This window comes from Burkholderia sp. MR1-5-21, assembly GCF_053427715.1.
In genome coordinates, this window is the sequence record NZ_JBSAXD010000029.1 from 68,857 (window position 1) to 92,156 (window position 23,300).

At 65.4% G+C, this 23,300-nt stretch carries 22 protein-coding genes and 1 pseudogene; 9 read left to right on the forward strand and 14 right to left on the reverse strand.

From position 1 onward, the window contains the following. Positions 1–67: 67 nt before the first annotated feature. Positions 68–436, reverse strand: coding sequence for a DUF2946 domain-containing protein (locus ACV229_RS31065; RefSeq protein WP_448086913.1), 369 nt, complete (start codon positions 434–436; stop codon positions 68–70). Between the two features lie 183 nt (positions 437–619). After that, positions 620–1,156, reverse strand: a complete 537-nt coding sequence (locus tag ACV229_RS31070) for a cytochrome b (RefSeq protein ID WP_448086914.1) — start codon at positions 1,154–1,156, stop codon at positions 620–622. Positions 1,157–1,382: 226 nt separating this feature from the next. On the opposite strand from ACV229_RS31070, the gene ACV229_RS31075 reads away from it, so the two are divergent. Continuing rightward, on the forward strand, positions 1,383–2,021 hold the full coding sequence (locus tag ACV229_RS31075) for a Pr6Pr family membrane protein (RefSeq protein WP_448086915.1): 639 nt from the start codon (positions 1,383–1,385) through the stop codon (positions 2,019–2,021). 45 nt (positions 2,022–2,066) lie between these two features. On the opposite strand, the gene ACV229_RS31080 is transcribed toward ACV229_RS31075, so the two are convergent. Then, complete coding sequence (locus ACV229_RS31080; RefSeq protein WP_448086916.1) at positions 2,067–2,801, reverse strand: peptidoglycan DD-metalloendopeptidase family protein; 735 nt, start codon at positions 2,799–2,801, stop codon at positions 2,067–2,069. 392 nt (positions 2,802–3,193) lie between these two features. Here ACV229_RS31080 and ACV229_RS31085 point away from each other — a divergent pair, with 392 nt between their 5' ends. Further along, positions 3,194–3,514, forward strand: coding sequence for a hypothetical protein (locus tag ACV229_RS31085; protein ID WP_448086917.1), 321 nt, complete (start codon positions 3,194–3,196; stop codon positions 3,512–3,514). Between the two features lie 136 nt (positions 3,515–3,650). On the opposite strand, the gene ACV229_RS31090 is transcribed toward ACV229_RS31085, so the two are convergent. Continuing rightward, positions 3,651–4,022 (reverse strand): DUF4148 domain-containing protein, encoded by a 372-nt coding sequence (locus tag ACV229_RS31090; RefSeq protein WP_448086918.1) that lies wholly within the window; start codon positions 4,020–4,022, stop codon positions 3,651–3,653. A 201-nt stretch (positions 4,023–4,223) separates the two neighbouring features. Next, positions 4,224–5,636 (reverse strand): NADP-dependent phosphogluconate dehydrogenase, encoded by a 1,413-nt coding sequence (gene gndA, locus ACV229_RS31095; RefSeq protein WP_448086919.1) that lies wholly within the window; start codon positions 5,634–5,636, stop codon positions 4,224–4,226. A 6-nt stretch (positions 5,637–5,642) separates the two neighbouring features. On the opposite strand from gndA, the pseudogene ACV229_RS31100 reads away from it, so the two are divergent. Continuing rightward, a pseudogene (locus ACV229_RS31100) lies at positions 5,643–5,717 on the forward strand (6-phosphogluconate dehydrogenase); the annotation flags it as partial. Between the two features lie 14 nt (positions 5,718–5,731). On the opposite strand, the gene ACV229_RS31105 reads toward ACV229_RS31100, so the two are convergent. The 4 genes from ACV229_RS31105 to ACV229_RS31120 all read right to left on the reverse strand — a co-directional run bounded on the left by ACV229_RS31105 (position 5,732) and on the right by ACV229_RS31120 (position 10,993). Next, the gene (locus tag ACV229_RS31105) at positions 5,732–6,370 is read right to left on the reverse strand and encodes a DUF938 domain-containing protein (RefSeq protein WP_448086920.1); all 639 of its coding nucleotides are present in this window, start codon (positions 6,368–6,370) and stop codon (positions 5,732–5,734) included. Beyond that, positions 6,367–7,269, reverse strand: a complete 903-nt coding sequence (locus ACV229_RS31110; protein ID WP_448086921.1) for an NAD-dependent protein deacetylase — start codon at positions 7,267–7,269, stop codon at positions 6,367–6,369. Before ACV229_RS31110 ends, ACV229_RS31105 begins: the two co-directional genes overlap by 4 nt. Before the next feature lie 1,218 nt (positions 7,270–8,487). Further along, the gene (locus ACV229_RS31115; protein ID WP_448086950.1) at positions 8,488–8,928 is read right to left on the reverse strand and encodes a nuclear transport factor 2 family protein; all 441 of its coding nucleotides are present in this window, start codon (positions 8,926–8,928) and stop codon (positions 8,488–8,490) included. Between the two features lie 43 nt (positions 8,929–8,971). Further along, positions 8,972–10,993, reverse strand: a complete 2,022-nt coding sequence (locus tag ACV229_RS31120) for an oxidoreductase (protein ID WP_448086922.1) — start codon at positions 10,991–10,993, stop codon at positions 8,972–8,974. Between the two features lie 152 nt (positions 10,994–11,145). Between ACV229_RS31120 and ACV229_RS31125 the strand changes: the two genes are divergently transcribed. The 3 genes from ACV229_RS31125 to ACV229_RS31135 all read left to right on the forward strand — a co-directional run bounded on the left by ACV229_RS31125 (position 11,146) and on the right by ACV229_RS31135 (position 13,545). Continuing rightward, positions 11,146–11,682, forward strand: a complete 537-nt coding sequence (locus ACV229_RS31125; RefSeq protein WP_448086923.1) for a PadR family transcriptional regulator — start codon at positions 11,146–11,148, stop codon at positions 11,680–11,682. Between the two features lie 29 nt (positions 11,683–11,711). Beyond that, positions 11,712–12,641: a LysR substrate-binding domain-containing protein gene (locus ACV229_RS31130; RefSeq protein WP_448086924.1), complete on the forward strand. Its 930-nt coding sequence runs from the start codon at positions 11,712–11,714 to the stop codon at positions 12,639–12,641. A gap of 301 nt (positions 12,642–12,942) precedes the next feature. Beyond that, a complete protein-coding gene (locus ACV229_RS31135; RefSeq protein ID WP_448086925.1) occupies positions 12,943–13,545 on the forward strand; it encodes an NADPH-dependent F420 reductase in 603 nt (200 codons plus the stop codon). Positions 13,546–13,650: 105 nt separating this feature from the next. Here ACV229_RS31135 and ACV229_RS31140 read toward each other — a convergent pair whose 3' ends face one another. After that, the gene (locus ACV229_RS31140; protein WP_448086926.1) at positions 13,651–14,574 is read right to left on the reverse strand and encodes a LysR family transcriptional regulator; all 924 of its coding nucleotides are present in this window, start codon (positions 14,572–14,574) and stop codon (positions 13,651–13,653) included. A 145-nt stretch (positions 14,575–14,719) separates the two neighbouring features. Here ACV229_RS31140 and ACV229_RS31145 point away from each other — a divergent pair, with 145 nt between their 5' ends. The 3 genes from ACV229_RS31145 to ACV229_RS31155 all read left to right on the forward strand — a co-directional run bounded on the left by ACV229_RS31145 (position 14,720) and on the right by ACV229_RS31155 (position 17,694). Next, the gene (locus ACV229_RS31145; RefSeq protein ID WP_448086927.1) at positions 14,720–15,604 is read left to right on the forward strand and encodes an intradiol ring-cleavage dioxygenase; all 885 of its coding nucleotides are present in this window, start codon (positions 14,720–14,722) and stop codon (positions 15,602–15,604) included. A 136-nt stretch (positions 15,605–15,740) separates the two neighbouring features. Then, complete coding sequence (locus ACV229_RS31150; protein ID WP_448086928.1) at positions 15,741–16,808, forward strand: maleylacetate reductase; 1,068 nt, start codon at positions 15,741–15,743, stop codon at positions 16,806–16,808. Between the two features lie 229 nt (positions 16,809–17,037). Beyond that, on the forward strand, positions 17,038–17,694 hold the full coding sequence (locus ACV229_RS31155) for a TetR/AcrR family transcriptional regulator (protein ID WP_448086929.1): 657 nt from the start codon (positions 17,038–17,040) through the stop codon (positions 17,692–17,694). A 91-nt stretch (positions 17,695–17,785) separates the two neighbouring features. Here the strand turns inward: ACV229_RS31155 and ACV229_RS31160 are convergent, their stop codons facing one another. The 4 genes from ACV229_RS31160 to ACV229_RS31175 form a co-directional block, all read right to left on the reverse strand. Next, the gene (locus tag ACV229_RS31160) at positions 17,786–18,745 is read right to left on the reverse strand and encodes a hydroxymethylglutaryl-CoA lyase (RefSeq protein ID WP_448086930.1); all 960 of its coding nucleotides are present in this window, start codon (positions 18,743–18,745) and stop codon (positions 17,786–17,788) included. A gap of 41 nt (positions 18,746–18,786) precedes the next feature. Continuing rightward, complete coding sequence (locus ACV229_RS31165; RefSeq protein ID WP_448086931.1) at positions 18,787–20,541, reverse strand: FAD-dependent oxidoreductase; 1,755 nt, start codon at positions 20,539–20,541, stop codon at positions 18,787–18,789. A 112-nt stretch (positions 20,542–20,653) separates the two neighbouring features. Next, entirely contained in the window at positions 20,654–22,390 is a 1,737-nt protein-coding gene (locus ACV229_RS31170; RefSeq protein WP_448086932.1) for an AMP-binding protein, read from the reverse strand. Positions 22,391–22,483: 93 nt separating this feature from the next. Then, positions 22,484–23,272, reverse strand: a complete 789-nt coding sequence (locus ACV229_RS31175) for an enoyl-CoA hydratase/isomerase family protein (RefSeq protein WP_448086933.1) — start codon at positions 23,270–23,272, stop codon at positions 22,484–22,486. Positions 23,273–23,300: the final 28 nt, after the last annotated feature.

Genomic DNA, 23,300 nt, shown 5'->3' on the forward strand with positions numbered 1-23,300 from the left:
GTGACGCCCTCCACGCGATCGGCAGATCGCACGGATATCGGCGGAATGAAAAACGGAAGAAAACGCGTCAGGCGTTCCCGGGCGGTGCGCGCGGATAGGCGCGCGGATAGCGGTCGACGCTTGCCGCGACCGTGACGGGCACGGCGGCGGACGCAGCGGCAAGGAAAACCGGGAGATCCGGCGCGACGGACGAGCCGCCGATCGCCGGACTGTGCGAGAAGAAGCCGCAATAGCCGCACGCATCGAGATGCAGCGCGTGACCATGCGCGCCGCCCGCGTCAGACGTGCGCTGTGCGCCATGCTCTGCACTGCAGACGATCGCGTCGGGCGTCGACGCGTGCGCGACCCGCCACTGCGATGCCAGCGGCGCCACGATCGCAAACCAGATCGCGAGCATGCCCAGCCAGGCAGTCAGGGTGCGATGTCGGTTCGGCATGCGGGGCGTCGAGTAAGCGGAATGTAAACCAGCCCGAATGTTACCGAATGTTCAGCTCAATGGCCAGCGCAATGCGGGTTGCCCCCGGGGTTTCTCTCAAACGCACCGGGGGCGCATGGTTGTCCGTGCAACCATGCGCCCCCGGCATCGTGCGGCGATCCTGCCGCGAGAGTCAGTGCAACATCAGAGCGACATGCGGCGCATCATGCCGTCGCGCCGGACGTAATGGTGATAGAGCGCGCCCAGCGCATGCAGTCCGATCACGAAATAGAACGCGTTGCCAATCAGCTCGTGCGCGTCCTTGACGGTCGAGCGCAGCGCCTTGTCGGGCCCGACCAGCGTGAACGACACGCCGAGCCAGTCGAGCGACACCGGCTTGCCGCCCAGGTTGATCATCAGGATGCCGAGCAACGGCTGCGCGATGATGAACACGTAGAGCGCGACGTGCGTGAGCTTCGCGAGCCACTGCAGCAGCGCCGCTTGCGGCACCGGCTCCGGCACCCGGCTGACCGCCCGCCACACGATCCGCAAGACCGACAGCACCAATACGAACGTGCCCGCGGTCAGGTGCACGTTCATCCAGAACACGCGGCTGTCGCTACCCTTCGGCCCGCGAATCTCGATGGCGAAGTACGCAAGCGCGACGAGCAGGAAGATGGCCCAGTGAAAAAAGATCGCGGGTGTGCTGTAGCGCGCCTGTCTGGCGAGGATGTTTTTCATGCTCGGACTCATCTTGTATCGGGAGAATCGGCTGCGGCGGAAGCTGGCCAGTGCCCGGCGCGCCTGCAGCGATTGTAGCGGCATGGGCCGCGGGATTGGACCGTCGGGGTCAAATATCCGATGAATCCGTCGCACCCGCGCCGTATGCAACGGCAGCACGGAAACGTATCGCGCTCAGGCACGGCTGTGGCACGATGGAGCTTTAGCGTCGATGTCGTGCGGCACCATGGGCAAAGCGTACTTCGTTGCGGCCTACCGGCTGATTGCCGCATTGCTCGCCCTGTCCACGACGCTGCACGGCATCGCCGGCCGCTGGGGCATGCCGGCGTTTCATCTCGGCAACTACCTGAGCTACTTCACCCAGCTGAGCAGCCTTTACACCGTGGCCGTGCTGTGCGCCGGGCTCTGGCGCATCACCCGCCGCCCGGTCTCGCCGCGCTACGAATCGATGCGCGGTGCGGCCGTGCTGTACATGCTGATCACCGCGATCGTCTACGAGCTGCTGCTGGCGCGCCTCGACGCACTGCGGCACATCACGCCGCCCTTCCACAACTGGGTGCTGCACCGGATCGTGCCGCTCGTCGTGCTCGGAGACTGGTTGTACGTCGAACCGCGCTCGCCGATTTCATGGCAGAGCACGGCCGCATGGCTCGGCTTTCCGCTGGCCTATCTCGCGTACACGCTCGTGCGCGGCGCGTGGGAAAACTGGTACCCGTATCCGTTCGTCGACCCGCGGCTGCACGGCTATCTGCCCGTCGCGCTGCAATGCTCGCTGATCGCGGTCGGCTCGTCGCTGCTCGCGATGGCGATCCGCTGGCTCGGCAATCGGCAGCGCCAGGTCGACGCGACGACGAAGGAAAAATGAACGGCCGGCGTGCGCGGCCGTTGCGGTGCGCACGCCCGGGTGGCGTCAGCCGCCGTTCCTCGGCAGGAAGCCCATCGGATCGACCACCTTGCCGTTCTGCCGGACTTCGAACTCGAACGTCGCACGGCCGCTCGCGTCGGTGCCCATCTCGGCGACCGGCTGGCCGGTGCGCACCGCGTCGCCTTCGTTGACGAGCAGCTTGCCGTTGTGGCCATAGGCCGTGATCAGGCCGTTTTCGTGCTTCAGGATCACGAGCGGGCCATACGCCTGGACGCCCGACCCCGCATAGACGACCCGGCCGCTCGCCGCGGCGCGCACCGTGTGGTCGGGCCCGGACGCGGCGATCACGATCCCGCGCGTCCTGCCGGCCGCGAACGGTGTCGTGACGAAGCCGGTGGCGGGCCACGCCAGCTCGCCCGGGTTCGCCGCCGGCTGCGGGGCCAGCGACGTCGTGGCGGGCGGCGGCGCGACGCGCAGCACCTGGCCCGGTGTGACTGCGCTCGTCGACGCCATATGGTTCCAGTTCGCGACGTCCTGCACCCGCTGCCCGAATGCGCCCGCAATGCTCGCAAGCGTGTCGCCCGGATTCACGCGGTAGTAGCCTGCCAGCACGCCGCCGGACGTAGACGTCGGCGCAGCGGGCGCCGGCGGCCGGTACGGCTGCCAGTTGTCGGTCCACGGCGTCATCGTGCAGCCGGTCAGCGCGACGGCCGCCGCAGCGAGCGCCGCCTGCGGCAGCCAGCGCTTCAGCGAAAAGCGGATGGGATTAATTTCTCTCAAGGTACCTCCCGGATTTGCTTCGATGCGCCGCCCACCGCCCCCCGGCATGCGACGCACGATGTCCGGCGCAACGGCCGGACCCATCGTTATCCGACCGCGTGCGCGGCCGGCAGTTTCCAGATCATCGGGGCTGCCGCACACGGACTCGCCGGCCCGTTACGCGTCATCCCGACCGGCAAAGATACCATTTGCGGCGGTCCGGACGACGACAGACAGCCGTTTGTCATCAGTCTGCCGCCACAATCCTGCAAACGTGCGGCGCGCGCCGGCCGGCCGGCGACGGCTCCGGGCCCGTATCGGCGCGGGATTGCCGTCGCCCGGCCGTCCCGACGAGGTCCGTCACCTATACTCCGTGAAGCGCTGCCCGATCCGATCCTGCGAGGTAACCGACAATGAACAATGCGACGTTTCTATCCGTACAGCTCGACGCCGAGGATTTCGCCGGTTCCAGCGGGCTCGTCGAGTTGCTGAACCGGCATCTGCTATTCGCGACGGACGTTGCCGAAGCCGCGGATGCGCTCGTCCAGCTCGCCAGCGTCACGCACCTGTCGGGCGGTGCGCGGCGCAGCGTCGAGCTGCCGGTCGCGGCGATCGAACGACTGCGCGACGCGCTCGACACGCTGAGCGGCTACGACGAGACGTGGCTGATGGCGCTGGAGCCGGCCGACAAGCTGTTCAAGGATATCGGCCGCGGCAAGCGGCCGCTGCACTGACGCATCGCACTTCGTCATGCCCCAAAAAGAGAACAGCCCATCGTTCCAGATCGTGGAATGATGGGCTGCAGGGACAACCTCGAGCGGGTGAACCGAATCCGGCGGAAAGCCGGTCGCGGCCTGGCGGCCGCTTCGATCAACGACCCTTGTAGACCGGCGCGTCGTCCGCGATGCGCTTGACGCCGTTCGGCCAGCGCGAGCCCGACACGGCCGCAGCCGGTACGCCCGCAGCCGGTACGCCCGATTCCTGCTGGGCGGCCGGTTGCGCACCGATACCGCTCGTGTCGGCGGCAGCGGCGTTCTGTTGCGGATTCACACGTGCTTCCGCGGCAAGGATGCCTTCCGGATAGGTGGTGCGGTCGCTGCCCAGCTTGTAGCCGGCCTGTTGCAGCTGGGCCAGCTCGGCCTTCACCTGGGCACGGGTGACCGGTGCGTTTTGTTGGGCGAAAGAAGCGGCCGGAACAGCGAGAACGGCAGCAGCGGCGAACGTTGCGATCAGCGATTTCATGACTTACCTCCGTGATTTTTTGCTCCGCCGCACACACCATGTCTGCAGCGATGGAACGAAGTCTAGTCCCGAGATCACTTAGGGAAAACCATGAAATGACAAAAACACTGTTTTCCCGGAGCTAACAATTCCGGGATCCGGTATCGAAAAACCCTATCGATAGAATAGATTTTCGCAACAATTGCCGCCGCTGCGTGCCGCTTACGACCAGTTCGCGTGGAAGCTGCCCGGCTTGTCGGTGCGCTCGAACGTATGCGCGCCGAAGAAATCGCGCTGCGCCTGCACAAGGTTCGCCGGCAGGCGCGCCGAACGGTAGCTGTCGAAGTACGCGACCGCCGACGCGAACGCCGGCACCGGCACCCCGGCCTTGATTGCCGCGATCACCACCTCGCGCAGCGATGCCTGGTAGTTCGCGGCGATGTCCTGGAAGTACGGATCGAGCAGCAGGTTCGCGAGCGCCGGATCTTTCGCGTATGCATCCGTGATCTTCTGCAGGAAGCGCGCACGGATGATGCAGCCCGCGCGGAAGATCTTCGCGATCGTCCCCAGATCGAGATTCCAGCCGTATTCGCCGGAAGCCGTGCGCAGCTGGGCGAAGCCCTGCGCGTACGAGATCACCTTGCTCAGGTACAGCGCACGGCGCACGGCCTCGATGAAGGCCGCGCGATCGCCTGCCAGCGGCGTCGCGGACGGGCCCGACAGCACCTTGCTGGCCGCCACGCGCTCGGTCTTCAGCGACGACAGCACGCGCGCGAACACCGATTCGGTGATCAGGGGCAGCGGCACGCCGAGATCCAGCGCGTTCTGGCTCGTCCACTTGCCGGTGCCCTTCTGCGCCGCGCGGTCGAGGATCACGTCGACCAGATGCTTGCCGGTTTCGTCGTCCTTCTTGCCGAAGATCTTCGACGTGATCTCCATCAGGTAGCTGTCCAGCTCGCCCTGGTTCCACTCGGTGTAGACGGCGCCCAGCTCGTCGTTCGACAGGCCGGCGACGCCCTTCAGCACCGCATAGCTCTCGGCGATCAGCTGCATGTCGCCGTATTCGATCCCGTTGTGGACCATCTTCACGTAGTGGCCCGCGCCGTCCGGCCCCATGTAGGCGACACACGGCTCGCCGTCCGACGGCGCCTTCGCGGCGATCTGCTTGAGGATCGGCTCGACGAGGTCGTACGCGTCGCGCTGGCCGCCAGGCATGATCGACGGGCCGCGCAGCGCGCCCTCTTCGCCGCCCGACACGCCGGTGCCGATGAAATGCAGGCCCGATTGCGCGAGTTCCTGGTTGCGGCGGATCGTGTCGGTGAAGTGCGTGTTGCCGCCGTCGATCAGCACGTCACCCTTCTCGAGCAGCGGCTTGAGCGCGGCGATCGTCGCGTCCGTCGCCTCGCCGGCCTTCACCATCATCAGGATCCGGCGCGGCGTTTCGAGCGACGCGACGAATTCTTCGAGCGTATGGGTCGGCACCAGGTTGCGGCCGGGGAATTCGGCGATCAGTTCGTCGGTCTTCTCGCTGCTGCGGTTGTATACCGACACCGCATAGCCGCGGCTCTCGATATTAAGTGCGAGGTTGCGGCCCATCACCGCGAGGCCGATCACACCGATTGCTTGTTTGCCCATTAGTCAATTCTCCGGAAAAAACAGGGCGCGACCCGAACGGGTCGCGCGCACAGGCGAAAGGATAAGGGAAACGCGGCCTCGATGCGCGCGCGGCGTCATTGTTCGGCGTGCGGCAGGCGCCGGAACACGACGCTCAGATTGTTCGCGGGCATCTCGACGACCTCGATGCAGTCGAGCCCGCGATCGAGCCCGAGCGCGACGACCGTCTCGAGATCGCGCACGCCCCACGACGGATCGCGGCTGCGCAGTTGCGCGTCGAACGCTTCGTTCGACGGTGCGGTGTGCCGGCCCTCGCGGCGATACGGGCCGTACAGCACCAGCACGCCGCCTGGCCGCAGCACGCGCGACGCGCCGGCAAACAGCGCTTCGGCGCATGTCCACGGCGAGATGTGGATCATGTTGATGCAGACGATCGCGTCGAGCACGGCGAACGGCCATACCGCATCGCGCACGTCGAATGCGAGCGGCGCGCGGACGTTCGGCACGCCCGCATGCGCGATCCACGCGGCGATCGACAGGCGCGCCCGCGCGTCGGGATCGCTCGGCTGCCAGCGCAAGCCCGGCAGCCCCGCCGCGAAATGCACGACGTGCTGGCCCGTGCCGCTCGCGATCTCGAGCACGTCGCCGCTCGCCGGCAGCACGCGGCGCAGCACGTCGAGGATCGGCCCTCGGTTCCGTTCGGCCGCGGGGGCCGAAAGCCGCAGCGACGGATCGGCGGGAATCGTACCGGTCATGATGCCGATGGCTCCTTGTCGGGATGGGCGAACCCCAGGCGCGCACGCAGCGCATCGAGCGCGGGCGCGCATTGCGCTTCGACCTTCAGCGTCAGCATCGGGTCGGCGCGCGTGTGGCCGAGATTGAGCGCGGCGACCGGCTTGTTCTGCGCCTGCGCCCACACGCAGAAGCGGTAGCCCGAATACACCATCAGCGACGAGCCGACGACCAGCACTGCGTCCGCCGCGTCGAGCGCGCGCGCCGCCTCGGCGACCCGCTCACGCGGCACGTTTTCGCCGAAGAACACGACGGCCGGCTTCAGCAGGCCGCCGCACGCCGGACAGGCCGGAATACGGAACGTATCGAGCGCGTCCCATTCGAGATGCGCATCGCCATCGGCGGCCGGTTCCGCGTCGGCGCCGAGCAGATCGGGATTCTCCGCTTCGAGCACGGCCTGGATCGTGGCCCGCGCATGCTGCGCGCCGCAATCGAGGCACGTGACGCCATTGATCCCGCCATGCAGTTCGATCACGTCGCTGCTGCCGGCGCGCTGATGCAGGCCATCGACGTTCTGCGTGACGAGGCGCTCGATGCGCCCGGCCGCGCCGAGCTGCGCGAGCGCAACGTGCGAACGGTTCGGCAGCGCGCGGCCGACGACCGGCCAGCCGATCATGCTGCGCGCCCAGTAACGCCGCCGCGCGGCATCGGAGCCGAGGAACTCGTGAAGCTGGATCGGCGGCGAACGCATCCACTGGCCGTTGCGGTCGCGATAGCCGGGAATGCCGGAATCCGTGCTGATGCCGGCGCCGGTCAGCACGAACAGCCGCGGATGGCGCTCGACGAATGCATGCAGCGCATCGAGCGCGGCGGGATCGACGAAGGCGGATGAAGACGAATCGGAGGAAGCGAAGTCGGTCATGACGGCGACGGCGGCCAGGCGGGCAAGCCCGGGTCCGCGATGAACGGGAGAGCGCCGGCGGCCGGAACGCGGCACGGCCAGCCGGCATGCCAGCACATGATACCGAAACCCGGATACGAGCAGGCCCGCGATTCGTCACGCACAAAAAAAGGCGCCCATCCGCCAAAGGGTGATGGGCGCTTGAACAATTGATCCATCGGGGTTGTGGATCAACTGGAAACCTGGCGTTGTTGCATCCGCGAAGCCGTGCCCGACGGATGATCCCCGGTCAACGCCAATCCTTTTATGTCATTTGCTTCGCAGCACGCTGCTTGCCCCCCCTGCTCGATCCGGCTGTCCGGATCGGTTTCCGGCGATGCGACGGCCGAACGAATCCCGGCGACTCCGCGGTACGGAGCCGGAAACCGTTCGCCCTGCGTGCACGTCGAGATGACCGTTCATGTCGTGTCGATCGCCGCTTCGTGTCCCGATGTCGCTCAAGATGCCTCCGTTCGCACTGCGCGTCCGGTTTCGGTTTTGAATCACACCGTCCGCGCGTCGATGCCGGTTCGGGGTCCGTCGCGCCGTTCGCAGATGCCGCTCGCGATGCGCAGGACCCACAACAATTAATCAGGATGACAAATCAAATTGCGTGCATGGCCGCCTGTTGGCCGACGCCCGTCTCTGTCGTACTCAGCCGTCGTCAGGCAGCAGTCGACAATCAGCCACGCTCGCCATGCATGCACGACGGGCGGATGATGAAACGGACGCGGATTTCCGGCGGGATCAGGTGCCGAGCGTGATCAAGTCACCTCGAGCAGATGTGAATTGGACAACCGAGATATTCGGCGATTCAGGTTTGCAACACGGCGCGTTGCGATGTGATCTCTTTTCATTCTCGTGTCCCCGATTGAAATGCTCCCTGTCCGCCGGGGCGCTATCGTCGATCTGACTCCGTCGACGTTCCTGCTGGCGGCACGGATATATACGCAAGGAACGCACCACCGGGCGCAACGCCAAGCCTGGCGGGGCTCTGCTATGAAGGGCCCGGCGGCGCGCGCCGGCAGCGGAGGCGAATGTTTCAGGATTGAAACACGGTCCCGGCGAAACGGTATCGAACTTGCGTGACAGCCGATGCAGCGTCACATGACGATGCCGGGCCTCGCGTCCCCGGTCGGACGCGGGCCGTGCCGCCTGCGGCCGGGCAGCAGATCAATCTGCAATTTCCCGATCGACGCGTCAGTGCTTGATCTTGAACGCGGGCAGGTGCTCGCCCAGCCGCGCGCCCATTTCAGCGCCAAGCGCCTGCAACGCATTCAGCGGACGAATCATGACCTCGAATTCGACGATCCGCCCGTCGGCGTCGAAGCGGATCATGTCGATCCCCTTTAGCTGTTTGTCGCCAACGGTAGCGCTGAACTCCAGCACCACGCTCATGCCGTCGGCGCTGGCGAACTCGCGGTGATAGGTGAAGTCCTTCAGGATCGTGATCACCGTGCGCAGCGCCATCAGCAATGCCGGCGCCGGTCCGTAAGGCCCGAAGGCCATCGGCGAGCGGAACTCGGCGTCAGGATGGACGATCGATTCCAGCGTGCTCAGGTCGTTGCGCTCGATCATCGAATGCCATGCGTCGAGGGACTTCGCAACAGCGGGATGGAGGTGCAGCGGGGCTTTTGTCATCGCGGTTTCCTGTGTCGTCGGACGAGAATGAATCGATGGTGCGTCAAAGAGCGGCAGCGAGTGTCGTGCCCTGGTGGATCGCACGCTTCGCGTCGAGTTCGGCGGCTTCGTCCGCGCCGCCGATCAGATGAACCGTGCGGCCCGCGGCCTGCAGCTGTTCCGCCAGCTCGCGCAACGGCTCCTGTCCCGCGCAGATCACCACGTTGTCCACCGGCAGCGTGTGGGCGACACCCGCAACCGTCACGTGGAGACCGTCATCGTCGATGCGCTGGTAGTCCGCCGAGGAGGTCATCTGCACGCCGCGCGCGGTCAGCGCCGTTCGGTGTATCCATCCGGTGGTCTTGCCGAGACGGTCGCCGACCTTGGACGGCTTGCGCTGCAGCAGGTGCACCTGGCGCGGCGTCGGGTCGAGCCGCGGCGCTCGCAGGCCGCCGGCAATCGCATACGTGGAATCGACGCCCCATTCGGCGAAAAACCTGTCGGCATCCAGGCTCGCGCTATCGCCGCTATGGATGAGGTACTCGGCCACGTCGAAGCCGATCCCGCCCGCGCCGACAATCGCGACGCTGCGCCCCACGTCCTTGCCGTCGCGCAGCACGTCGAGGTAGCCGAGCGTCTTCGCGTGGTCGATGCCGTCGATCGGCGGCACGCGCGGAACGATGCCGGTCGCGAGCACCACTTCGTCGAATTCGCCCTGCAGCAGCAGCTCGGCGGTCGCGCGGGTATTGAGCCGAAGATCCACGCCACGCAGCTCGATTTGCCGCCGGAAATAGCGTAGCGTCTCGTTGAACTCTTCCTTGCCGGGCACCTTCTTCGCGATGTTGAATTGCCCGCCGATCTCGGGGCCGGCCTCGTATAGCGTCACCGCATGGCCGCGTTCGGCCGCCGTCACCGCGAAACCGAGCCCCGCCGGGCCGGCCCCGACCACCGCGATCCGTTTTCGCTGCTGCGCGGGACGGATCACGAGCTCGGTTTCATGGCACGCGCGCGGGTTCACGAGGCAGGACGTGATCCTGCCGCTGAACGTGTGGTCCAGGCACGCCTGATTGCACGCAATGCAGGTGTTGATCTCGTCCGCCCGTCCGTCGCGAGCCTTGCGAACGAAATCGGCATCGGCCAGCAGCGGCCGTGCCATCGACACCATGTCGCAATAGCCGTCCGCGAGCAATCGCTCGGCAACTTCCGGCGTGTTGATCCGGTTGGTCGCCACGAGCGGGATGCCGACCTTGCCCATCAGCTGCCGCGTGACCCATGCATAGGCGGCGCGCGGCACCTTGGTCGCGATGGTCGGAATGCGCGCCTCGTGCCAGCCGATGCCGGTATTGAGAATCGTCGCACCGGCCGCCTCGATCGCGCGGGCGAGCGCGATCACTTCGCCGAGCGTCGAGCCGCCTTCGACGAGATCGAGCATCGACAGCCGGTAGATGACGATGAAGTTCGCGCCGACCCGCTCGCGCACGCGCCGCACGATCTCGACCGGAAAGCGGATGCGGTTCTCGTACGCGCCGCCCCATGCATCGTCGCGATGGTTCGTCCGTGCGGCAATGAACTCGTTGATCAGATAGCCCTCGGAGCCCATGATCTCGACACCGTCGTAGCCCGCGTATTGCGCAAGCTCGGCGCAGCGCACGAAATCGGCGATCGTCTCCTCGACCTCGCTGCCGCTCAATGCGTGCGGCGTGAACGGATTGATCGGCGCCTTCAGCGCGCTGGGCGCGACGAGCGCCGGGTGATACGCGTAACGGCCGAAATGCAGGATCTGCAACGCGATCTTGCCGCCTTCCGCATGCACTGCGCGCGTCACGACACGATGGCGCTCGGCCTCCTCCTCCGTCGTCAGCATCGCGCCGCCGGGCGCCGGACGGCCACGCTCGTTCGGCGCGAAGCCGCCCGTGACGATCAGGCCGACCTCGCCCCGCGCGCGCTCCGCGTAGAACGCCGCCATCCGTTCGAAGCCGTTCGGCGCCTCCTCGAGACCCACGTGCATCGAACCCATCAGCACGCGGTTTCTCAGTGACGTGAAGCCCAGTTCGAGCGGGGTCGTCAAATGGGGATAGCCGGTCATCGATCGCCTCCGTGTTTATGCAACAAGTTGCATTGATATTAGTCCGCAATTCCCGTTTGCGCAACTTGTTGCATAAACGGGGCCGCCCACGGTTACGCTGTGTCCCCGATATGGCAAGATGCGACGAATCCCGTGGATTCTTTCGATTCGACATGTCCCTGCCTCACGCGCTTCTCACCGCCCTCGCCGAACGCCCCGGTTCCGGCTCGGAACTCGCCGGCCGCTTCGATCGCTCGATCGGCTATTTCTGGCAAGCGACCCACCAGCAGATCTATCGCGAGCTGGGCCACCTCGAAGCGTCGGGATGGATCGAATCGCTGCCGGCGGAATCCGGCCGCGGCCGCAAACGCGCATACCGGATCCTGCCGGCAGGCAAGAAGGAACTGCGGCGCTGGATCGCCGAACAGGAAAACCCGACGCCGCTGCGCGAGGCCATGCTGGTCCGGCTGCGCGCGGAGGCGGCGCTCGGCCCCGCCGGGCTGGAGGAAGAAATGAGCCGGCACATCGCGCTGCACCAGCAGAAACTCGACCTTTATCGGGAAATCGAGGCGCGCGATTTCGCGACGGAATCCGAATCCCGCGCGACGCGCCTGCAGCATCTGGTGCTGAAGGCCGGCATTGCACAAGAGGAGTTCTGGGTCGATTTCTCGAAGCAGGCGCTCGACATTCTGCGTCTGCCGAAGGGGTGACCCGCGATCGAACGAGCCAAGGGGTGACGATGGAGACGCTTGCCAACCTGGAGAGCTTCGTGAAGAGTGCCGAGCACGGCAGCTTTTCCGAAGCAGCCCGGCGCCTCGGGCTCACGGCTGCCGCGGTCAGCCGCAACGTCGCGATGCTGGAACGCAATCTCGGTGTCCGGCTGTTCCAGCGGTCCACGCGCAGGCTCGCGCTGACCGAGGCCGGCGCGCGCTTTCTGCAGTCGATCGGCAACAGCCTGGACATACTGCAAGGGGCGGTCGAAGAGACGTCGTCGCACGCAGCGGAGCCGACAGGCGTGCTGAAGGTGAGTCTGAGCACGACTTTCGGTATCGCGCATGTGCTGTCGCTGCTGCCGGAATTCCTTCAGCGCTATCCGCGCATCCGGCCTGAATGGCATTTCGAGATCCGTCGGGTCGATCTGGTTCAGGAGGGTTATGACCTCGCGATCGGCGGCGGTTTCGATTTCGCACCGGGCATCGTCGCGCGCACGCTTGCGCCCGCCCATATCATCGCCGTCGCGTCACGCGAGTATCTGCGAGGCCACAAGTTGCCCGCTGATCCGTCAGGTCTCGCCGGGTTTCAGGGCATCTCGATGCGGACGACCGCGACCGGGCGCATCCGGCGCTGGACGATGCGCGACGCGGCGGGCGCTGAAGCCGCGGCGCCGTTGACGGAAAGCATCGTGATGAACGATCCGGCCGCGATGCGCGAAGCGGCCCGCCTCGGTCTCGGGGTGGCGATGCTCGCGGTGCCCGACGTGCTGGCCGATCTCGAGGCCGGCACGCTCGTCCGCGTGTTGCCCGGCTGGTACGCGGACGCAGGGACGATTTCGCTCTACTACGCGTCGCGCACGCTGCTTCCGGCGAAGACGCGCGTGTTCGTCGACTTCGTTACCGATACGTTCAGGCGGCGCAAGCTCGCGAAAAAATTTTCTGCCATGCCCCGTTGAGCATCGTGCCCGGGCACGATCGCCCGGTGCGTTCTTCGCTCATGCCGGATCGCACTCGTAGCGTCGGGCTTCAATCATTCGTTGAAAATCCTGCAAGCGACGGGGGTCTAATCGCCGGCCGGCAAAAGCGGCAAGATTCATTCACCCAACTCATGGAGTGATCCGCACATGCCGACCCATCCCCTTCTCTTCAGCAGCACAACCGCACGCGTCGCGGCCGGCTCATGCCCGACCGGTGCCGATATCGTTTCCGACGTTGCGTTCGCAGCGTAACAGGCCACCTTACGCACGGAGCATCGTCATGAAAACGATCGGCATCATCGGAGCGGGCGCCATCGGTGCCGCATTCGCAACGGCTCTGGCCCGGAAGGGCCTCGAAGCAGTCATCTCCAACAGCAGGGGGCCGGCGTCGCTCGCGGACCTCGCCCGCGCGCTCGGCCCGACGATCCGGCCTGGAACCCGGGAAGAGGCCGCGGCACAGGACATCGTTCTGGTTGCCGTGAACTGGTCGCGGCTGCCGGCTGCATTGTCCGGTTTGCCGGACTTCGGCGGGCGTATCGTGATCGATGCGAGCAACCCGATCGAGCCGCCTCACTTCGAGCCGTACGACCTGCACGGCCGGACGTCGAGCGAGGTATTCGCCGAACGCGTTCCGGGCGCCCGCGTCGTCAAGGCATTCAATCACCTTCCGGCCGCGCTCGTGTCCAGCGACCCGGGGGCCGACGGCGGGCGGCGCGTCTTGTTCGTCGCGGGCGACGACGCGCCGGCGAACGCCGAAGTGGCGAGCCTGATCGACCGGCTCGGATTCTTCGGTATCGACATGGGCACGCTCAACGCGGGCGGGCAGTTCTTCCAGATCCCCGGCGGCCGGTTGCCGATTCATCATCTGGTGAAGCTCGGGTGATCGAACGAACGCGCTGCATCGTCGGCCACGGCGATGCAGCGCGAGCTTGTCTGCCCGGCGGTTGCTGCCCGCACCGCTGCGCACGGCCTGCAGGTTCAGTCTCCGTCAAGCCGGCACTTCGTTCCATCGGTTCCCGGTCTCCAGCCTGGCGACATGTTCGCTCAGCGCCTCCGCAAATACGCGGATCTTTACGGGCTGGTTCCGACGGCTCTGGTAGGCCAGGTTGATGGTAAGCGGCGGCAATTCCCAGTCGAGCAACACGGGAATCAACCGGCCGGCCTCGATATCGTCGAACACGATATAAAGCGGCTGAACGAGGATCCCCACGCCCGCCCGTCCCGCGGCGCAGATCACCTGCCCCTCGTTCGACTCGAGCACCGCATCGACCGCAATCGAGCGCCGCTCGCGACCGCGCTTCAGATGCAGCACGTGCGGGTCCGCGGCATGGCTGTATATGAGCATCTTGTGACGTTCGAGATCGTCCGGGGTCGCCGGCTTGCCGTGCTCGGCCAGGTAGGCCGGCGATGCGGCCAGCACACGGCGCGTGCGCGCAAGGCGCCGTACCGTGATGCTCGAATCGCGTTCATGCTCCCGCGTGCGGATCGCGCAATCGAATCCTTCCTCGATGAAGTTCTGATACCGGTTCTCGGCCGTCAGTTGAACGGACAGGTCGGGGTAGCGCCGATTGAATTCCGGTAGCCATGGCGCGATATGCAACACGGCAAACGATACGGAGCTGGTCACGCGCAGCACGCCCGTCGGGCGCACCGCCATGCCGCTGACCGCGATATCCGCCTCCTTGATTTCCTCCATGATCGACGCGCACCGCGTCTGATATTCGCGCCCCGCATCGGTCAGCCATAACCTGCGAGTCGTCCGCTCGATCAGGCGGGCTCCGAGCCGGTCTTCAAGCATGCTCAACATGCGGCTTGCCGCAGCGTTCGACATCCCGAGCCGTTCCGCCGCCTTGGACAGGCTGCCGAGCTCTGCCGTGAGCAGGAAAAACTCGATTTGGGTGTAGCGATCCATGTGACGAACTCTTCCGATCAGTGGAATTGTGTTTTCACTATAGTGCATATATTTCCGCGAGGAACGCCGGTACAGTCCTAACGAGTTCCTAACGAGTGCCGCCGCCGAAAGGCCGGACCGGCATCGAGGCATCAGGAGAGAGACAATGCGGAACATCGGCGAAGACACCATCACGCAAGCTGTGCTTGCGGCGATGTCCGGTTGCGGCAACGAACGGCTGCATACGGTCATGACGAGCCTCGTCCAGCATCTTCATTCGTTTGCACGGGAAGTGAAACTGACCGAGGACGAATGGCTGTACGCGATCAACTTCCTCACGCGCGCCGGCCATATCACTGACGAAAATCGCCAGGAATTCGTGCTGCTGTCGGACACGCTCGGCCTGTCGATGCTGGTCACGACGCAGAACAACCGCAAACCCGCCGAATGTACCGAAGCGACGGTGCTCGGGCCGTTCTTCGTGAAGGGCGCGCCGGATTACGAAAACGGACAGGACATTTCCAACGGCGCGGCAGGCCTGCCCTGTTTTGTCGCGGGGCATGTGCGCACGCTTTCCGGCGAGCCGATCGCCGGCGCGGAAATCGACGTGTGGCAATCGGACGAAGAAGGGTTCTACGATGTCCAGAACGTCGACCCGGACAGCGACGATGTCGAGTTCCGCGCACGAGGCCGCTTGCACACCCAGGGCGACGGCAGCTTCCATTTTCGTTCGATCCTCCCCGAGGCGTACCCGATCCCGCACGACGGGCCGGTCGGCCAGATGCTCGATGCGCTCGGACGCCATCCATGGCGTCCGGCGCACCTGCATTTCTGGATCAAGGCGCCCGGGTACGAGCCCTTGATCACGCACCTGTTCCGCAACGGAGACCAGTACCTCGATTCCGATGCCGTGTTCGCCGTGCGCTCGTCGCTGATCGTCGACTGGATCGAGCATCCGCCGGGCGTGGCGCCCGACGGGACGCGAATGAATACGCCGTACTACACGCTGGACTATGATTTCGTCCTGAACAGTTCCGGCCACACGCGGTAACGCGCGGCCGGCCGCCCGCGCGCCGGCCCGGACGCCGCCCCACGCGTTGCTTGCGCGCATGTCGAGCATGCCCGCGCCGCCCGCAGTGCAGGCGGTTCCGGCGGCCCGGCTCGTCAACCTTGCAATGGGGCTCACAGTGTCCACCTCTGATTTTGTCTATAACGGCCGCGCGACACGCGTCGTATTCGGCGCCGGCTCGCGTGAGCTCATCGAACGGGAACTGCTCGCGCTGGGCGCGCGGCGGGCCCTGGTCATCTTCGGTCACGAGCAGAGCACCCTCGGCACGTCGATTGCCGACCGACTCGGCGCACACGCAGCGGGCACGTTCGATCGCGCCACGATGCACGTTCCGGTGGAACTCGTCGAGCAGGCACGCTCGGCTGCCGCATCCGTGGACGCCGACTGCCTGGTCGCTGTCGGCGGCGGCTCCGCGATCGGCCTCGCGAAGGCCATTGCGCTGGCGTCCGGCCTGCCGATACTCGCATTGCCGACCACCTACGCGGGCAGCGAGATGACGCCGATCTTCGGCGTCACCGAGGCGGGACTGAAACGCACCGGCACCGATCTGCGCGTGCTGCCGAAGACCGTGATCTACGATCCCGACCTGACCGTGACATTGCCGGTCGCCCTTTCGCTGACGAGCGGAATCAACGCGATCGCCCATGCCGCCGAGGGCTTGTATTCGCGCGATGCCAACCCGCTGACGAGCCTGATGGCGGAAGAAGGCATCGCGGCGCTCGCCCGCAGCCTGCCGACGATCGTATCGCGTCCGGAGGATGCCGCCGCGCGGGCCGACGCGCTGTACGGTGCCTGGCTCTGCGGCACGGTGCTGGGAAGCGTGGGCATGGCGCTGCATCACAAGCTGTGCCATACGCTCGGCGGAAGCTTCAATCTGCCGCACGCGCCGACTCACACGATCGTGCTCCCGCACGCGCTGGCATACAATGCCGACGCCGCACCCGAAGCGATGACGCGCATTGCGCGCGCGATCGGCCACGACAACGCTGCACAGGGCATGTACGAACTCGCGCGGGCCAACGGCGCTCCGGTCGCGCTGAAGGATATCGGCATGCCCGAAAGCGAACTCGATCGTGCCGCGGACCTGGCATGCAGCAATGCCTACTGGAATCCCCGCCCGCTGGAACGTGCCGCGATTCGAACGCTGCTGCAACGCGCATTCGACGGCAGCCCGCCGAATTCCTGACGGCACGCTCCGTCACGTCAATCGGGACACGGCCGCGTGAGCGGCCGGTCTCGCCTCCCACCCTACCAGACGCAATCAGACTTCCGCGCCGAATTACTTAGGATACCTTTTCATTCTCCGACGTTGTGCTACATTAAAGCCATGAAGTTCCTTGAGCTTTGTGGCGAGGCAATTGAACATGGACCCGCGAGCATCAGTCGACGAAACGGTCGCACGAACGCATCGGCCGATGGAATTGAAGCGATCCGAGCAGCAGCGGGCGCTGGAAACCCGTTGCGCGATCCTGAATGCGGCGCTCGTTGAATTCTCGTCAAAGGGCTTCGACGCCGCCAGCATTCGCGGCATTGCAGACCGGGTCGGGATACGGCATCCGCTCGTCACCTATCACTTCCGCTCCAAGGAGATCCTGTGGCAGGCCGTCGCGGAGCACGTGTTCGAGCGCATCCGCCAGGAACGTGATGCAATCCTGTCCGGATCCGCCCCGGCCAGCGCGCTCGAGCAGTTGAAGATCGCCTATGGCGGGCTATTCCGGTTCACCGTCAACTTTCCCGAGTTTCATCGCTTCATCCTCCAGGAGACACTCATCGACAGCCCGAGGCTGCATTGGCTCGCGGATTCGATCCTGAAACCCGTCATCGATTGGCTGCTGCCGCAAATTCGCGCCGCGCAGGAAGAGCGGGCCATCCCGAACGTCGAGCCGATCATGTTTCACTACATGCTGATCAGCCTTGCGTCCACACTGTCGGGCTTCGGTCCGGAAATCTCGTCCACCAGCGACCTGTCGGCATCCGATCCGGCGATTGCCGACCAATACTGGAATACCGTGGAGCAGCTCGTGTTCGGTGCGCTGGTCCCACACGATACGGCGTCGCTGCCGAGCCGCTGATGCGCGGCCGACGCCGCACGCCGATCCTCGGCCATCCGCCCGCCAGCCGGGCGCTCTCGCGCCCGTCAGCCCGCCTGTTGAGATTGCGACATCAGTCGGCCGACCTGCGCGCCATCAACGCCTTGCCCGCGCGCGAGCCATAGGCCTTGCCCATTTCCCGGCTCACCCATTCGCCAACCGAAACGGCCGCGTCCAGGTCGATTCCGGTTTCGATTCCGAGGCCGTCCAGCAGATACAGCAGATCCTCCGTGGCGACATTCCCCGTCGCGCCCTTTGCGTACGGACAGCCGCCGAGGCCTGCGATGGACGAGTGGAATACGGTCATCCCGGTCTCGAGCGCACCGACGATGTTCGCGAGCGCCTGCCCGTAGGTATCGTGAAAATGCCCCGCGAGGCGTTCCAGCGGAAACGCCATCGACGCCTTTTCGATGACGCGTCGAACGTGTCGTACCGTACCGACGCCAATCGTGTCGGCAAGGTCGATTTCGTCGCACCCGAGATCCCGGAATCGCTTGACCATGTCGACTACGGCATCGACGCTCACGTCACCCTGGTACGGACATCCGAACGAGCAGGATATGCTCGCGCGCAGATGCAAGCCGGCATCTTTCGCGGTGCGCGCCACCGGGGCAAAGCGCTGCAGCGAGTCCGCGACGGAGCAATTGATATTGCGAACGGAGAACGCCTCGCTCGCTGCACCGAAGATGACGACCTCGTCGGCCTTGCTCTCCATCGCGGCCTCGAGCCCTCTCAGGTTCGGCGTCAGCGCCGCATAGGACACCCCTGCCGAGCGCTCGATGCCCGCCATGACGGCTGCGCCGTCGGCCATCTGCGGCACCCATTTCGGCGAAACGAACGATGCCGCCTCGATGCGTCGCACGCCGGCGTCGGCGAGCCGATCGACCAGTTCGATCTTGATCGCGGTGGGGACGAAGTCGTGTTCCGCCTGAAGCCCGTCTCTGGGCCCGACCTCGACAATGGTCACGCGCTCCGGAAATGCTCCGTCCCGCCCCGTCTCTCGCCGTTCCTGCCGATTCATCTGCGTCTCCATGTCGTACCCGAGGATGGGCGCCCGCGGCGCCCGTTCGGCGTCTATCGCGCGAGAACTTCCCGCAATACCCGGCGCAGTTCGGCTGCCGGATCGTCCGACAACGCAACGCTGCGCCATGCCACGTGGTGATCCGGGCGCACCAGCACGCAGCCGCTGTCCGTGATTTCGCGTACGCGGGCCCAGTCGCCGGCGTGGTCCGCATAATGCTGCCGCGGGCCGATGACGCGCACATCGATTGCCAGTCCGAGCTCGTCGGCGATCGCCGACGCGGCGTCGATCCACGCTTCTCCGCCCAGCCCGGTGAACAACGCGAACCGCCCATGCCCCGCGAGGTCGAGCGTCGAGTGCTTCCGCCCGTGCGCATCGAACACCCATGCATGCGGCAACCGCGCGCCGGGCCATGTCGTCGACTGGTAGTACAGCTCCGGGTCGCGCGGGAATGCCGGTTCGGCCTCCCCGTCGGTGACGGCTGCGCTCGAGCGGTAGCGCTGGTTCATTTCCACCCCATGGGCGTCGAGCTCGTAGCGCTTCAATGCCAGCGCGTCCCGAATCGCCTCCCGCTGCGCCTCTGCCGCCTTCGTCGAGCGACTGCGGGCGTGCATGTTCGATGCCATGACCTCCACGTCATTCGATGCATCGATGCCGAGCGCGCGATAGAGCGGCGCAAATTCGGCGATCGACTGGTTGGCTCGCGTGACGACCTGCTTCGCGATCGGCGCGCGCTCGGTCGAGTAAGTATCGAGAAGTGCGTCGCCCGCGCGCCCTTTAATCACCGCCGCCAGCTTCCACGCAAGGTTGAACGCATCCTGAATCGACGTGTTGGAGCCGAGCCCGCCGGACGGAGGGTGCCGGTGCGTCGCATCGCCCATGCAGAACACGCGCCCGTCCTGCATGCGCGTCGCATACATGTTGTTCACCGTCCAGGTGCTCGTGCCGAGCAGCTCGATCTCGAGATCGGGCTTGCCGACCAGCTGCCGCGCGATTGCCGTCGCGCGCGCCTGGTCCACGACCGGGGTGGGCTCGTTGATGTCGTAGCCCCAGACGATCAACCATTCGTTCCAGGGCCGCACCATGCGGATCAGCCCCATCCCGATACCGCCGATTTCAGCCCCCGGCTGCATGATCGGATACAACACCGCGGGACGATGCGCGACGAATTCCGACAGGTCCGCACGGAACCAGATGTTCATCGACCCGCGCACGCCCATCTGGCCTTCGAACGGCAAGCCTGCGATCTTCGCGACCTTCGAGTTGCCGCCGTCCGCGCCGATCAGGTAGCGCGACCGCACGGTAAACTCTTCGCCCGACAGCCGATCGCGACAGAGCGTGATCACGCCGTCGTCGGTCTGCGTGTGGCTCAGGTATTCGGTGCTCATCCGCGCCTCGGTGCCCCGCGAGCAGGCCGTCTTGAACAGCAACGGCTCCATGAACGTCTGCGGCAGATCGTTCATCTTCGTCGGGCTGGACAATTGCCGCTCCGCCCGCGACAGCGGATGCGCGCCCCAGCTCGGCACCCGGCCGATCTCCTCGCCCGTCAGGCTTTCGCAGAATACCGTTCCGCCCATCAGGTCCTGGTCCGTCGCATGCAGATAGGCTTCCTGCTCCACTTCGTGGCCGAGATCGCGAAGGACCTCCATCGTGCGCAGATTCGTGATGTGCGCGCGAGGCGTGTTGGCGAGCCAGCGATAGTAGTTGACGACCATGTTGTCGATGCCGTACGTCGAAAGCAGCGCGGCGCAAGCGGACCCGGCTGGCCCCGTCCCCACGATGAGGACGTCCGTCTTGAATTCAGTCATTCCACACCTCCTGTCTCCATTCGTCCCGCACTCGCGACAACGCACTCAGTACGGATTCCTAATCCATTGGAACACGGCGTCGATACGTCGTCGTTCCGCAACTATCACGCTTTCACGCAGTCTTCTGCTCGTTCAGCCCCAGCAAGCGAACCATCTCCTGGCGCATCGCAAACTTCTGGATCTTTCCGGTTACCGTCATCGGCAGTTCGTCGACGAACCGGATGTACTTCGGCACCTTGTAATGCGCAATCTGCCCTCGGCAAAATTCCCGGATCTCGTCCTCGCCAGCGTACTCGCCTTGCTTCAGCACGATCCACGCGCACAGCTCCTCGCCGTTCTTCTGGTCGGGCACGCCGAACACCTGCACGTTCTGTATCTTCGGATACCTGAACAGATACTCCTCGATTTCTCGCGGGTAGATGTTTTCTCCGCCGCGGATCACCATGTCCTTGAGGCGACCGACGATATTGCAGTAGCCGTCCGCGTCGATCGTCGCGAGATCGCCGGTATGCATCCAGCCGTCGACGATGCTTTCCCGGGTCTTCTCCGCGTCGCCCCAGTACCCCAGCATCACCGAATAGCCTTTCGTGCAGAGCTCCCCGGTCTCGCCGACGGCGACCGTATTCCCGGATGTGTCGACGATCCTGACTTCGAGGTGCGGCTGGATCGTTCCGACCGTCGTCGTCCGCTTGTCCAGCGGGTCCGTCGTGGCGCTCTGGAACGATACCGGGCTGGTTTCCGTCATTCCGTATGCAATGGTGACTTCACGCATGTGCATGCTGGACACGACCTGGTTCATCGTCTCGATCGGACACGGCGACCCGGCCATGATGCCGGTTCTGAGACTGCTCAGGTCGAACGACGCGAAGTCCGGATGTTGCAGCTCCGCAATGAACATCGTCGGCACGCCGTGAAGCGCCGTGCAACGCTCCTCCGAGACCGCCGCAAGCGTCGCGCCGGCGTCGAAGCCCTCGCCCGGAAACACCATCTGCGCACCGACCGACACGCACGCCAGTACCCCGAGCACCATGCCGAAGCAGTGGTAGAGCGGGACCGGGATACAGAGCGAATCCGCTTCGGACAGCTTCATCGCCATCGCGACGAATCGCGCGTTGTTGACGACGTTGTGGTGTGTCAGCGTCGCCCCTTTCGGACTGCCCGTCGTGCCGCTCGTGAACTGGATGTTGATTGCGTCCTGTGCGGACAGCGATGCGTCGATCGCGTCGATCGACGTCGCGCCGTGTTCCCGCAGGATTTCCGCACCGCGCTGCATCACCGACGGGAACGGCGTCACACCCGATATGCCCGGATCGCTGACGGAAATCACGACCCGAAGGTCCGGCAGGCGCGCGCAATCCAGGTTCCCGCCGCTCCCGGAATGAAGCTCCGGCGCGATTTCGAGCAGCATCGAAATGTAGTCCGACGTCTTGAATTGCTCGGCCGTCACGAGCGCCTTGCATCCGACCTTCCGCAATGCATATTCGAGTTCCGCGATGCGATAGGCCGGATTGATGTTGACCAATATTGCGCCGATTCTCGCCGTCGCGAACTGGACCAGCAGCCACTCGACGCGATTGGGAGACCAGATCCCGACCCGGTCTCCCTTCTCGATCCCGAGCGACAGCAGGCCCGCCGCGAGCCGATCGACATGCTCGTCGAATTCCGTCCATGTCCACCGTACGCTCTGCTCCCGGAAGACGACCGCCGGCCGATCGGGAAAGCGTCGGGCAGTATCCCTCAGGAACTGGCCGATCGTCGATTCGCTCAACGGAATTTCCGTTGCGCCCTGCACGTGCGCGACGCCGTTGACGGTGAAAGCGGACCCTGTGCGGGTTGTTGCGTGATGCATTTGGTCATTCTCCAACACGTGTGCTCTTCCGGTCACGAGTCCGTGCAACCGTGATCGTGACGCGGCAATGGACGGCTCCCGGCTGCCTCGCCGTCATTTCCCGTGGAAGACCAGGTCTGCGGGCTCCTGATCGGCATCGAATGCCTCCGCGGTATTGGCGAAGCCCCTCGTTGCGTCCTCGGTGTCGTACAAATCCATGGTCACATCCAGCATGACGGCATCCGCACCGACAATGCCGCCGCTCGACCATGCCTTCAGCAGCGTGCGCGTCGCCGCATACGACAGCGTCGGGCCGTCAGCGAGTCGCGCGATGAGTTCGCCGGCGACGCGCTCGAGCGAATCCGGATCGGCTACGTGCGTCGCAATGCCGAGTTCACCGGCGAGGCTGCCGGGGATCGATTCGCCCAGCATGGCAAACCGGGAAGCGCGACTTCGCCCCACACGCTCCGCCAACCGCTGCAGCGCGCCCGCAATCGGCAGCATCGCCGTCGTCACTTCGACGCAACGAAACACCGAATCGGTTGCCGCCACCACGAAATCGCAGGCCAATGCGAGTTCGAAGCCGCCGCCGAAGGCCAGGCCCTGCACCACCGCCACGGTGGGGACGCGAAGCGCCTCGATCGCCCGATAGGCGCTGTTGACCTGAGCGACAAACGTGCGGAACCAGTTCACGTCCTTGCCCGGCCATTCGCGAACCTCGCCGCCGAGACTGAAGTTCGGACCCTCGGCCCGCACGACCAGCACGCGGATATCGCTTTCGCTGGCTTCACGAACGGCATCCTGCAGGCACTGGGCAAAGCGCGCGTCGAGCCGGTTGTAGGGCGGATTCGCGAGCACGATGCTCCCGACTTTGTCGTTGCGCTCAAAACGGATGCTTTTCATCAGATCACCTCGATTCATTCAATTTCAC

What these genes read in the sequence shown, in the direction of transcription:
- ACV229_RS31065 (WP_448086913.1), bottom strand. Translation starts at nt 436, where the DNA reads ATGCCGAACCGACATCGCACCCTGACTGCCTGGCTGGGCATGCTCGCG.
- ACV229_RS31070 (WP_448086914.1), bottom strand. Translation starts at nt 1,156, where the DNA reads ATGAAAAACATCCTCGCCAGACAGGCGCGCTACAGCACACCCGCGATC.
- ACV229_RS31075 (WP_448086915.1), top strand. Translation starts at nt 1,383, where the DNA reads ATGGGCAAAGCGTACTTCGTTGCGGCCTACCGGCTGATTGCCGCATTG.
- ACV229_RS31085 (WP_448086917.1), top strand. Translation starts at nt 3,194, where the DNA reads ATGAACAATGCGACGTTTCTATCCGTACAGCTCGACGCCGAGGATTTC.
- ACV229_RS31090 (WP_448086918.1), bottom strand. Translation starts at nt 4,022, where the DNA reads ATGAAATCGCTGATCGCAACGTTCGCCGCTGCTGCCGTTCTCGCTGTT.
- gndA (WP_448086919.1), bottom strand. Translation starts at nt 5,636, where the DNA reads ATGGGCAAACAAGCAATCGGTGTGATCGGCCTCGCGGTGATGGGCCGC.
- ACV229_RS31105 (WP_448086920.1), bottom strand. Translation starts at nt 6,370, where the DNA reads ATGACCGGTACGATTCCCGCCGATCCGTCGCTGCGGCTTTCGGCCCCC.
- ACV229_RS31110 (WP_448086921.1), bottom strand. Translation starts at nt 7,269, where the DNA reads ATGACCGACTTCGCTTCCTCCGATTCGTCTTCATCCGCCTTCGTCGAT.
- ACV229_RS31115 (WP_448086950.1), bottom strand. Translation starts at nt 8,928, where the DNA reads ATGACAAAAGCCCCGCTGCACCTCCATCCCGCTGTTGCGAAGTCCCTC.
- ACV229_RS31120 (WP_448086922.1), bottom strand. Translation starts at nt 10,993, where the DNA reads ATGACCGGCTATCCCCATTTGACGACCCCGCTCGAACTGGGCTTCACG.
- ACV229_RS31125 (WP_448086923.1), top strand. Translation starts at nt 11,146, where the DNA reads ATGTCCCTGCCTCACGCGCTTCTCACCGCCCTCGCCGAACGCCCCGGT.
- ACV229_RS31130 (WP_448086924.1), top strand. Translation starts at nt 11,712, where the DNA reads ATGGAGACGCTTGCCAACCTGGAGAGCTTCGTGAAGAGTGCCGAGCAC.
- ACV229_RS31135 (WP_448086925.1), top strand. Translation starts at nt 12,943, where the DNA reads ATGAAAACGATCGGCATCATCGGAGCGGGCGCCATCGGTGCCGCATTC.
- ACV229_RS31140 (WP_448086926.1), bottom strand. Translation starts at nt 14,574, where the DNA reads ATGGATCGCTACACCCAAATCGAGTTTTTCCTGCTCACGGCAGAGCTC.
- ACV229_RS31145 (WP_448086927.1), top strand. Translation starts at nt 14,720, where the DNA reads ATGCGGAACATCGGCGAAGACACCATCACGCAAGCTGTGCTTGCGGCG.
- ACV229_RS31155 (WP_448086929.1), top strand. Translation starts at nt 17,038, where the DNA reads ATGGAATTGAAGCGATCCGAGCAGCAGCGGGCGCTGGAAACCCGTTGC.
- ACV229_RS31160 (WP_448086930.1), bottom strand. Translation starts at nt 18,745, where the DNA reads ATGGAGACGCAGATGAATCGGCAGGAACGGCGAGAGACGGGGCGGGAC.
- ACV229_RS31165 (WP_448086931.1), bottom strand. Translation starts at nt 20,541, where the DNA reads ATGACTGAATTCAAGACGGACGTCCTCATCGTGGGGACGGGGCCAGCC.
- ACV229_RS31170 (WP_448086932.1), bottom strand. Translation starts at nt 22,390, where the DNA reads ATGCATCACGCAACAACCCGCACAGGGTCCGCTTTCACCGTCAACGGC.
- ACV229_RS31175 (WP_448086933.1), bottom strand. Translation starts at nt 23,272, where the DNA reads ATGAAAAGCATCCGTTTTGAGCGCAACGACAAAGTCGGGAGCATCGTG.